The organism is Rhodococcus sp. MPR-R1B (genome assembly GCF_058793255.1).
This window is the reverse complement of record NZ_JBXAFO010000045.1, coordinates 24602-33159: the sequence shown is the minus strand read 5'-3', so window position 1 is coordinate 33159 and position 8558 is coordinate 24602. Positions and strand designations below refer to the sequence as shown.

At 61.3% G+C, this 8558-nt stretch carries 8 protein-coding genes and 1 tRNA gene; 5 read left to right on the top strand and 4 right to left on the bottom strand.

What is annotated here, in order from left to right:
* A partial coding sequence (locus AC1Q61_RS31375) for a GatB/YqeY domain-containing protein (RefSeq protein WP_492654918.1) occupies nucleotides 1–224 on the bottom strand: 224 nt, incomplete at its 3' end.
* Nucleotides 225–356: 132 nt separating this feature from the next.
* Between AC1Q61_RS31375 and AC1Q61_RS31370 the strand changes: the two genes are divergently transcribed.
* The 3 genes from AC1Q61_RS31370 to AC1Q61_RS31360 all read left to right on the top strand — a co-directional run bounded on the left by AC1Q61_RS31370 (nucleotide 357) and on the right by AC1Q61_RS31360 (nucleotide 1851).
* Nucleotides 357–1325, top strand: a complete 969-nt coding sequence (locus tag AC1Q61_RS31370; RefSeq protein WP_003943461.1) for a metallophosphoesterase — start codon at nucleotides 357–359, stop codon at nucleotides 1323–1325.
* Between the two features lie 54 nt (nucleotides 1326–1379).
* Nucleotides 1380–1453: transfer RNA gene (locus AC1Q61_RS31365), tRNA-Pro, on the top strand.
* Between the two features lie 74 nt (nucleotides 1454–1527).
* Nucleotides 1528–1851 (top strand): hypothetical protein, encoded by a 324-nt coding sequence (locus AC1Q61_RS31360; RefSeq protein WP_003943496.1) that lies wholly within the window; start codon nucleotides 1528–1530, stop codon nucleotides 1849–1851.
* Nucleotides 1852–1884: 33 nt separating this feature from the next.
* On the opposite strand, the gene AC1Q61_RS31355 is transcribed toward AC1Q61_RS31360, so the two are convergent.
* Together AC1Q61_RS31355 and AC1Q61_RS31350 are read right to left on the bottom strand one after the other, a co-directional pair.
* Nucleotides 1885–3453, bottom strand: coding sequence for an SIR2 family protein (locus AC1Q61_RS31355; protein WP_212633865.1), 1569 nt, complete (start codon nucleotides 3451–3453; stop codon nucleotides 1885–1887).
* Between the two features lie 47 nt (nucleotides 3454–3500).
* On the bottom strand, nucleotides 3501–5057 hold the full coding sequence (locus tag AC1Q61_RS31350) for an acyl-CoA synthetase (protein WP_042922873.1): 1557 nt from the start codon (nucleotides 5055–5057) through the stop codon (nucleotides 3501–3503).
* 189 nt (nucleotides 5058–5246) lie between these two features.
* On the opposite strand from AC1Q61_RS31350, the gene AC1Q61_RS31345 reads away from it, so the two are divergent.
* Nucleotides 5247–6278 carry an ABC transporter substrate-binding protein gene (locus AC1Q61_RS31345; RefSeq protein ID WP_042446652.1) on the top strand — a complete coding sequence of 344 codons (1032 nt, stop codon included), beginning with the start codon at nucleotides 5247–5249 and terminating at the stop codon, nucleotides 6276–6278.
* A 57-nt stretch (nucleotides 6279–6335) separates the two neighbouring features.
* On the opposite strand, the gene AC1Q61_RS31340 is transcribed toward AC1Q61_RS31345, so the two are convergent.
* Nucleotides 6336–6812, bottom strand: coding sequence for a MarR family winged helix-turn-helix transcriptional regulator (locus AC1Q61_RS31340; RefSeq protein ID WP_003943458.1), 477 nt, complete (start codon nucleotides 6810–6812; stop codon nucleotides 6336–6338).
* A gap of 120 nt (nucleotides 6813–6932) precedes the next feature.
* Here AC1Q61_RS31340 and AC1Q61_RS31335 point away from each other — a divergent pair, with 120 nt between their 5' ends.
* Entirely contained in the window at nucleotides 6933–8549 is a 1617-nt protein-coding gene (locus tag AC1Q61_RS31335) for a DHA2 family efflux MFS transporter permease subunit (RefSeq protein WP_042922835.1), read from the top strand.
* Nucleotides 8550–8558: the final 9 nt, after the last annotated feature.

The following is an 8558-nucleotide window of genomic DNA, read 5'->3' as shown; positions in this document are numbered from 1 at the left end:
GTGTAGATCTCGGCCGATTCGCCGCGCTTCTTCGATTCCTTTGCAAGGACTTTGATGATTTCTTCGTCGGTGAGGACCCGTGCTTCCTTACCGGCCACCTCTTCGGTCTGGATGGCTGCCATGAGCATCCGAAGGGTGGCTGTACGTAGCGGATCCTTCGCCTTCATGGATGCAACCATGTCGGTTCGGAGGGTGGCTTTGAGCGATGGTGTCGTGTCGGACATGGTGGAAACGCTACGCGCTCGGCGTTTCGAGCGTGCCGATAGTTACCTCCGCCCGGACACAATTCTCTGTGGAATAGCTGTAAAAGGCAGCGAGAGCGACGCAGAAGAACGCCACACCCGTATCCTTGAGAGGTGTCTTCCCAGTTCCGCACCAATCTGACCCGCACCGCACTTGGTGCCGCGGGCGCCGCTGCACTAGGGATCGGGTACGCATCCGGCATCGAACGCAATGCATTTGCACTGCGTGAGGTGACGATGCCAGTCCTGGCGCCCGGTTCGTCGTCGCTGCGGGTCCTCCATCTCAGCGACCTGCACATGATGCCGAACCAACGGTTGAAACAGAATTGGTTGCGTGAGCTCGAAGGCCTCGACCCCGACCTCGTGGTCAACACCGGAGACAACTTGTCGCATCAGCGCAGCGTCCCGGCAGTGGTCCAGGCGCTCGGCGATCTGTTGGCTCGGCCGGGTCTGTTCGTCTTCGGCAGCAACGACTACTTCGCTCCGAAACCGAAGAATCCACTGAGCTACATCTTCAACAAGGACAAGCGCATCACCGGAGATCCCCTCCCCTGGGGCGATCTGCGGGCCGCGTTCACCGAACGTGGATGGCTGGACATGACCCACGTGCGCCGCGAACTCGAAGTGGCCGGTATTCGCATTGCTGCCGCCGGCGTCGACGATCCGCACCTGAAGCGCGATCGCTACGACACCGTCGCCGGAACACCCAATCCCGTCGCCCAGCTCAAGCTCGGCCTGACGCACTCACCCGAACCTCGAGTTCTCGACCGGTTCGCCGACGACGGCTACGACCTGGTGCTCGCCGGCCACACGCACGGTGGTCAGCTGTGCCTTCCGTTCTACGGCGCGCTGGTCACCAACTGCCAGATCGACCGATCCCGGGTCAAGGGACCGTCGAAGTGGGGCGCACACACCCAGCTGCACGTCTCAGCAGGCATCGGCACTTCGCCGTGGGCTCCGGCACGCTTCTGCTGCCGCCCCGAGGCAACTCTGCTGACTTTGGTTCCGGCGACCAGGCGCGAACCGGAGCATGTCTCCGCACACAGTTCCGCAGAGTCTCCAGCGTCGGTTCTACGCAACTGACCTGCGGATTTAATGTCAGTCGACTCGGTAATGTAAGCTAACCGAGGTTCGACACGGGGTGTGGCGCAGCTTGGTAGCGCGCTTCGTTCGGGACGAAGAGGTCGTGGGTTCAAATCCCGCCACCCCGACAGTGAAGAACAGAAATCGAGGCCCTTCCGCTTACGCGGGAGGGCCTCGATTTCGTTGACGATAAGGTGAAGCCGTGGCATCCGAACCAGACTTCGCGCACAACGACATGGCGAGCCGTAGCCGACGTGAGAAAGCTGTCGGTCTTGCCAAGTTCGCCTGGGATCGCGATATCAGTAGTGCAGAGTTGCTCGACATGCCCGACGATCGGCTGCGCAAGCTTGCGCGGGCGGCGGGCGCCAATCCGCCCAGCACGCGGGAGACCTGGACGATCGCGGCCGGACTGCTCGACGAGAAAGCTGTGTGGGCAGCCGCTAACCCTGACCGTCCCGAAGCTCGGCGTGAGCATCCGGACGAGAAGATCATGTGGGTGAAGAAGCCGATCGAGCCCTGGCTGTGACAGCCGAATTGAGCGCAGCTGTGACAGCCGAATTCAACGTCGTTGAGACCGCGATCGGGAAACCCTCTGATCTCCCTCTGTAGATGGCGACCACGGAGTAGCACCTAGTTCGTCGAAAACTGCTTCCAGGCTGCTCCATCGCTCTCGGTGCTCGTGCGGCAAAGATCTGATGGCGTCGGCGGCCGCCCGCAAATTTTCTGCCAAATCGATTTCTCCCCCTTCGAGCAACCCCTTGTATCTTGTATCCAACAAATATGGAGCGTCGACACTGGTCAAGGTCGCGAGCTTGTCCAGGAATATCTCCAGGTCGCGTGCAGCCACACGCTGATCGAAAGAATCTGAAACAGCAACGTAATCGAAGTCGTTCTTCCACAGAGCAGTTCGAATCTCGTCTCGCTGCAGCGTGATGACGGTACCCAAAATTCGTGGGCGCTTGTTCCGTGCATCGAGCGCCAATACTTCATGCGCAAGACGAAGCACATTGTCATCTGTCATAGATGCTCCGACAACGATGAGATGTCCGGTTGCCATGAGAGACTGAACGATCGAGCCCAACGGACGTCGTTCTGCGTCGTATCTGACGAAATCCCGGCGACTCAAGACGATGCTGGCCGAGTCAGCCACATCTCCGTGCAGTTTCAGTACCCATGGAACCCCCGCGCGAGCTTCTTCTCTCGGCAATACAGCGACCGAGTTTTCGCCGTGCGCTGATTCAAATGCGCGTTCGTACAACGAATCATAGTTGGTCGTAACAACTTTCGTGACTCGCAGAGACGCCAGAAGACAATGCGACAGCGTTGGTTTGATATCGGAGCCAGTCAGCTGAACAACACGTTCGCCGAGTTCGTTCGATCCGTCGTCCTCCGTTTGCAACTCCTTCGACAGAAGTTGTGCACGGTCGAGGACATTGAGCTCAGCGAATTCCGCGCTGCTCACACCCGGAAGTTCCTTCTGCCGTATTGCCTCGAGAAGACTGTCCCACGACGGCAATCCGGCGGGGATGCTGACTCCCGCACCCAACAACAAGGAGGCTTCACCAGCTTGCAGCCTATCTGCCAATTGCTGGACCTGTGGAGGGATACCAGCGCTCGATAAATGTCCCCGCCGAATCGATTGATACGCGGCGTAATCGGCAGCATTGGCAACTACGAATGCGATGTCGAAGTCGTATTTGTCGGCACATTCCACCGCAGCCTCGATCAACGCCTTGATGACGTGGCCACGAACCATCCCCTGCCCACCTAGACCGACTCCGAAGGTCGGCAAAGCGATGAGTGGTTTGACTCGACGGCCTCCAGGCTGAATATCGGCAGATGCAATCGCGTCGAGGACCTCGTACACGCCGTCCACCAGCCAGGACACTGATATCCGAGAAGCGACGTTCAACAGCCACGCCGGCCGCCCCTCCTTCGGGAAAGAGCGCACCCGGTTGCCCCCGGCCGGTGCACTTTCCACTGGACTCGTTAGGCCGAGCACCGGCCACCAATGCTCACGCGGCACGAAGCTGCCGCTCGTCGATACGACAGCCGCATCCCAGTCCACTGATTCGAGACGTCCTCGGACGACGAAAACATGCCCAGAACCTGCATCATTCCCAGTCACGCGTACTCCCCACTAGTACCAATACAGGCTTCGGAACCACTACCTGCTCACACTCCCGCTACGGTTTCGCGAGCCCAACGGTAGTCGGCCTTACCGCTGGGCGAGCGGAGGATGCTTGGTACGAGCACGATCGAGCGGGGGATCTTGTACCCGGCGACGTGGGTGCGGCAATGCTCCGACAATGATTCCGTCGCAACATCTTCGAATCCCGGTCGAACCTGCACCACCGCGGCGACCTTCTCGCCGAATCGTGCGTCGGGCGCGCCCGCTACCAAGGCGTCGAAAACTGCCGGGTGAGTTTTGAGTGCCTGCTCCACTTCTTCGGGGTAGACCTTCTCGCCGCCGGAGTTGATGCACATCGAACCGCGCCCGAGCAGCACGATGGTTCCGTCGGCTTCCATCGTGCCCATGTCCCCGAGCACCGCCAGACGAACCCCGTCGACGACGGGAAAAGTTGCAGCAGTCTTGGCCGGGTCGCCGAAGTAGGCAACGGGAACATGGCCGGCCCGGGCGATGAAACCGACTGTGTCCGAGCCTGGTTCGATGCGACGGAATTCGTCGTCGACAAGAATCATGTTGGGGTTGGATCGAATTCGCTTGGAACCGTCCTCACCGAATTCGACGACGCCGTCGTTGCCGGATTCCGAAGCACCGAATGCATCCTTGATCACCAACCCCGGTAGTCGGGTTGTCAGTTCTGCTTTCAGGTTCGGGGAGAACAACGCGCCACCCGACCCGATCAGTTGGAGAGTCGAAAGGTCGTAGCGCCCTTCGCTTGCGGTGATGGCGTCGGCGATCGGCCGAGCAATTGCGTCGCCGACGACGGTGATTCCGGTGATCTTCTCGGCCTCGACCAGTCGCAACACTTCCATCGGATCGAAGCTGCGGGTCAGCACTCGGGGCGCTCCCATGAGGAATGCCGTGAGCAGTGAATAGATTGCGGCTCCATGCATGAGCGGCGGGATGAGTAGCAGCACAGTTGGATTGGTGTTCGCTACAGCTGCATCCACAACCTCTTCGAGACTCCGACGCGGCGGCCCGCTGAGGTTCGCTCCGGACAGCGCGGCGAAGAAGAAGTCCTCGTGCCGCCACACCACACCCTTGGGCATTCCGGTTGTGCCGCCGGTGTAGATGATGAAATGGTCGTCGTTGCTGCGAGGGCCGAAGTCGCGGGTATCAGTCTGCGCGGCAAGGGCGTTCTCGTAGTCTTCGCCGACGATCAGCACGTGGGTGATCTCCGGACACTGCGGAACCACGGCCAATGCCGTCGGCGCGAATTCCTCTTCGACCAGCAGTGCCACCATTTGAGAGTTGGTGTAGATGTACAGGAGTTCTGCATCGGTATAGCGGAAGTTGACGTTGATCGGTACCGCTCTGATCTTCAAGCAAGCCAGGAGCGCTTCGACGTACTCGACGCAGTTACGCATGTGAATACCGACGTGCTGCCCAGGCTCGACGCCCACCGACTGCAGATGATGAGCGAGTCGGTTCGATCGCAGTTCGAGTTCGGCGTAGCTCAATCGCACGTCTTCCAGAATCAAGGGAACTCGATCGGGGATCGCATCGGCAACGGCCTCGAACAGATCGGCAATGTTCAGGGTCATCGAAATCCTCACTACACGCGTCTTCGCTTACCAGTACAGGTCTTTCGCGAAGCTAACACGTTGGTCGCACCCTGTAGTCCGAATTGCGTAGCGGTCCCGCTGAGCGAGACCTGACGCGCCGCTCACCTGGCATCAACGGTGCGGATACCTCCCTGACCAAGCCCGATAGCCGAAAGGTAGGGTAGCCTAATGCACTCACGCACCACTCTCCGGAGCCGCACGTCGGTCCGGGTCGCCATGGTTGCCTTGGCGACTGTTTTTTTCGCTACGGCCTGCGGCTCGTCCGACGCCGGCGGCAACGCAAACGGCAACACCGATGTCGCGACCGGCGGCAAGCTGTTCAGCACCGCCGACACGGAAACCGCGAAGCTCGGCAGCGATGCCGCGCCAGGCGAGTTCCCTCGCACCATCACCCATGCCCTGGGCGAGACCACCCTCGAGGCCAAGCCGACCCGCGTCGTCGTCCTCGACAGCGGTGAACTCGACGAGGTTCTCTCGCTCGGGATCACCCCGGTCGGCATCGCCAGCCCGGAAAGCGCCGCCGGTCAGCCGTCGTACCTGGCGGACAAGTTGGTCGGTGTCCCCGATGTCGGCACGACCAACAACCTCAACCTCGAGGCGATCACCGCACTGCAGCCCGATCTGATCCTCGGCAGCAAGCTGCGCCAGGACAAGCTTTACCCGCAACTCGCGGCAATCGCTCCGACGGTCTTCAGCATCCGCCCCGGCTTTCCGTGGAAGGAGAACTTCCTCCTTGCCGGTGACGCACTCGGCGAGGAGACCAAGGCTGAGCAGGTTCTCAACGACTACCAAGAGCACGCCGACAAGGTACGTGAGTCGATCGACGGCTCCCCGACCGTTTCACTGGTTCGTTTCATGTCCGGGAAGCTGCGCCTGTACGGCAATTTGTCGTTCATCGGCGTCATCTTGAAGGACGTCGGCCTGCCCCGCCCGGCGATCCAGGACATCGACGAACTGGCCGTCGAGGTCAGCCCCGAAACGATCACCGAGGCGGAGGGTGACCGAATCTTCTACTCCAGCTACGGAAATCCCGCCGACACCGGCCAGACCACGGTTGTTGCCGGACCGCTGTGGGCCAGCATGGACGCAGTCAAGGAAGGACGCGCCACCGAGGTGAGTGACGAGACCTGGTTCCTGGGTCTCGGCCCGACAGGTGCCGGCCTGGTTCTCGACGACCTGCAGGCCAAGCTCGGCAAGTAGCCGTCACCGGCACAAAGAACGCCGCCCGACTCTCCGGAGTCGAGCGGCGTTTTTTGTTCAGCGGTTGTCCTGCTCGAGGTGTTCGTTCATCGTCGAGTGAAGGTCGACGAGAAATTCCTCGAATCGACTGAGCAGTTCGGGCGGGTACTTCGCCATCATGGCGTCGAGTCGCACGGCAAGGGGCCCGAAGAACTCGTCCGCCAGGTCCTGCACATGCGCACTGCTGTGCAGCGTGACCACTCGCCGGTCGGCATTCTCTCGGGTCCGGACGATATGTCCCGCCTTCTCCAGGCGGTTGAGCAACGCGGTGGTTGCACCCGACGTCAGCGAGATCCGCTCTCCGAGTCGGGCGGGTGAGAGCGGCGTCCCCTTCTCCTCGGCAGCGGTGATTTCCATCAAGGCAGTCGCGTCGGTGGAATGCAGGCCGAGCCACGACGCGAATCGATGGCTGAATTCGGTGAACGTGCCACCGTACGCGCGGAATTCGTCCATCAGCCGCTCCCGCTCCACGGAGATGTCGCGCGGTGCCTCCACCTCGGTGATCCCACCTTTCCTGTGCCAGACGGCGGCCGGTCGAGCCCAGCGCGCACGTTGACAACTTACCGCCTCAAATATACCTTCATAATGAAGTTACTTCACAATGGAGGTTTATTCGTGAACATCTCACCCACCACCCGCAAGTGGTTGGGCCTGATCGCCATTGCACTCGGCGTGGCACTGATCGTCGTCGACACCACGATCGTCAACGTCATAGTTCCCTCGATCATCGAAGATCTCGGGATCAATTCCGTTCAGGCTCAATGGATCCAAGAGTCCTACGCAATCGTGTTCGCAGCACTCCTGCTTCTGGTCGGCAGAGTTGCCGACCTGGTCGGCGCCCGTCGCATCTTCATCGCCGGTGTCGTCGTGTTCGGCGCAACGAGCCTGCTGGCCGGACTGGCGCCGAACGGCGGTCTGCTCATCCTGGCGCGATTCCTGCAGGGCGCCGGCGCGGCCATGATCCTGCCCACGTCACTGTCGCTTCTGAACGCGATGTTCACCGGAAAGGCGCGCGGCCAGGCCTTCGCGGTCTGGGGCTCCACCATCGGCGCTGCATCCGCCCTCGGCCCATTGCTCGGCGGCTGGCTTGCCGAACATGCCTCATGGCGTTGGGCATTCGGGATCAACATTCCGCTTGCTGCGCTCATTCTCATCGGCGCAGTGCTGTTCATCGCACCCTCGACGCGCACCGCAGGGCGCGTCGACGCCACCGGAGCGGCACTGTCCATCGCCGGCCTGGGCCTGCTGGCCTTCGGACTCGTCGAGGGACGAACGTACGGGTGGCTGACGACGAAGGAACCCTTCGATCTATTCGGTCTGTCATGGTCCAGCGGCCCGTCGCCGGTTCTGGTGGCGTTGGTTCTCGCCGTTCTGTCGCTCGGTGCGTTCGCCTACCGTCAAACCATGCTCACCCGCAGCGCCGATCCGTCGCGGGCGCTGATGGACGTACGGTTGTTCTCCATCTCGTCGTTCCGCAACGGCAACATCGCGACGCTGATCATCGGGCTCGGCGAGTTCGGAATCGTTGCGGTGCTTCCTCTCTGGCTCCAGTTCACGCTCGGATACAGCGCACTCCAGGCAGGGCTCGCACTGGTTCCCATTGCCATCGGCAGCTTTGTCGCCAGTGGTGCGAGCTTCGGGCTGGCATCGAAGGTCTCGCCGTTGGGCTTGGTCCGTATCGGTTTGGCTCTCGAGGCGCTCGGTCTCGCCGGTCTCGGATTCATCGCTGCGACAGACAGCCCCTGGTGGACTATCGCCGCAGTGCTGTTCTTCTACGGAATCGGCGTCGGTTTTGCGACTGCGCAGGTGACCAACGTCGTGCTCGAGGAGATTCCCGAGCAGAGCGCCGGTCAAGGCTCCGGCATTCAGAGCGCGTTCCGCCAACTCGGATCCGCACTGGGCATCGCTGTCCTCACCACGGTCTTCTTCAGCACTCTCAATTCGACGCTGAACAACGACCTCACCGGATCCGGTGTCGACCAAGCTCAGGCTGATCAGTTGACGCGGGCAGTCACCGACAGCGCAGGCGCCGCCATCGACTCGCTGTCCGGTTCACCGAACACTGCCTTCGTCGCCGACGCTGCCCAATCTGCGATGACTCACGGCATCACACTCGGCGGATACCTTGCGGCCGGATTTGTCGTGGTGGGCCTGATCGCCACGGCGCTCATCCCGAACAAGCCGGCCCCGTCAAACGAGGAGGAAACGAAAGCAGCAGCCGACGTCGCCTGACGGTCGGAT

Excerpts from the sequence above, each read along its gene's own strand:
- AC1Q61_RS31345 (WP_042446652.1), top strand. The coding sequence starts at position 5,247 with ATGCACTCACGCACCACTCTCCGGAGCCGCACGTCGGTCCGGGTCGCC.
- AC1Q61_RS31350 (WP_042922873.1), bottom strand. The coding sequence starts at position 5,057 with ATGACCCTGAACATTGCCGATCTGTTCGAGGCCGTTGCCGATGCGATC.